Annotated in this window: 1 pseudogene; it reads left to right on the forward strand. The window is 61.9% G+C overall.

The features are described from left to right. Positions 1-36: 36 nt before the first annotated feature. Positions 37-1,658: pseudogene (locus tag ABZT14_RS25565) on the forward strand (type I polyketide synthase); the annotation flags it as partial.

Consider the following 1,658-nt stretch of genomic DNA (forward strand, 5'->3'; position numbering starts at 1 on the left):
GGGTTTGGTTCGGGTGGGGATGTGGGGTTGCGGGTGGCGTTTAGGGATATGGGTTTTGATTCGTTGACGGCGGTGGAGTTGCGTAACGCGCTGGCCGCCGAAACCGGGCTGAAGTTGCCGTCGACGGTGGTGTTTGATTATCCGTCGGTGGAGTCTTTGGCGGGGTTTGTGTTGGGTGAGTTGTGGGGTGGGGTTGAGGGTGTGGGTGTGGTGGGTCGTGAGGGTGTGGGTGTGGGGGATGATCCGGTGGTGGTGGTGGGTATGGGGTGTCGTTTTCCTGGGGGTGTGGTGTCTCCGGAGGGGTTGTGGGGTTTGTTGGTTGAGGGTGGGGATGGGGTGGGTGGTTTTCCGGTGGATCGGGGTTGGGGTGTGGGTGGTTTGGATGTGGGGGGTGGGTTTGCTGCGGTGGGTGGTTTTGTGGATGGGGTGGCTGATTTTGATGCGGGGTTGTTTGGTATTTCGCCGCGTGAGGCGTTGGTGATGGATCCGCAGCAGCGGTTGTTGTTGGAGTCGTCGTGGGAGGCGTTGGAGCGGGCGGGGGTGTCGCCTGTTTCGTTGCGGGGGGAGCAGGTGGGTGTGTTTGTGGGGACGAATGGTCAGGATTATTCGGCGTTGTTGGCGGTTGCGGGTGAGTCGGTGGAGGGTTATGGGAGTACGGGGAGTTCGGGGAGTGTGTTGTCGGGTCGGGTGTCGTATGCCCTGGGTTTGGAGGGGCCGGCGGTGACGGTGGATACGGCGTGTTCGTCGTCGTTGGTGGCGTTGCATTGGGCGGCGCATTCGTTGCGGTTGGGGGAGTGTTCTTTGGCGTTGGCGGGTGGTGTGACGGTGATGTCGACGCCGGGTGCGTTTGGGGAGTTTGCTCGGCAGGGTGGGTTGGCTGGTGATGGTCGGTGTAAGGCGTTTTCGGATGATGCGGATGGGACGGGGTGGGGTGAGGGTGTGGGTGTGTTGGTGTTGGAGCGGTTGTCGGATGCGCGGCGGAATGGTCATGAGGTGTTGGCGGTGGTGCGGGGTTCGGCGGTGAATCAGGACGGTGCGTCGAATGGTTTGACGGCGCCTAATGGGCCGGCCCAGCAGCGGGTGATTCGTCAGGCGTTGGCGAACGCGGGTGTTGCCGCGTCTGAGGTTGATTTGGTGGAGGCGCATGGGACGGGTACGTCGTTGGGTGACCCGATTGAGGCGCAGGCGTTGTTGGCGACGTATGGGCAGGAGCGGCCGGAGGGTCAGCCGTTGTGGTTGGGGTCGATCAAGTCGAATATTGGGCATACGCAGGCTGCTGCGGGTGTGGCGGGTGTGATGAAGGCTGTGTTGGCGATGCGGCATGGTGTGATGCCGAAGACGTTGCATGTGGGGGAGCCGTCTTCGCGTGTGGAGTGGGGTGAGGGGGATGTGCGGCTTTTGGTGGATTCTCGGGAGTGGGTGTCGGGTGAGGGTTCTCGTTTGGCGGGGGTGTCTTCGTTTGGTTTGAGTGGAACGAATGCGCATGTGATTATTGAGGAAGCGCCTGCTGTTGAGAATTCCGGGGATTCTGAGTCGGATTCGGATGATGCCTCGAATTCGAAATCTGGTGCGGGTTGGTCTGTGGTGCCGTGGGTGGTGTCGTCGCGGTCTGGTGGGGGTTTGGAGGGTCAGGCGGGTCGGTTGTTGTCGGGTGTGGG

It is taken from the genome of Streptomyces sp. NPDC005438 (assembly GCF_040606315.1).
Lineage (GTDB): Bacteria > Actinomycetota > Actinomycetes > Streptomycetales > Streptomycetaceae > Streptomyces.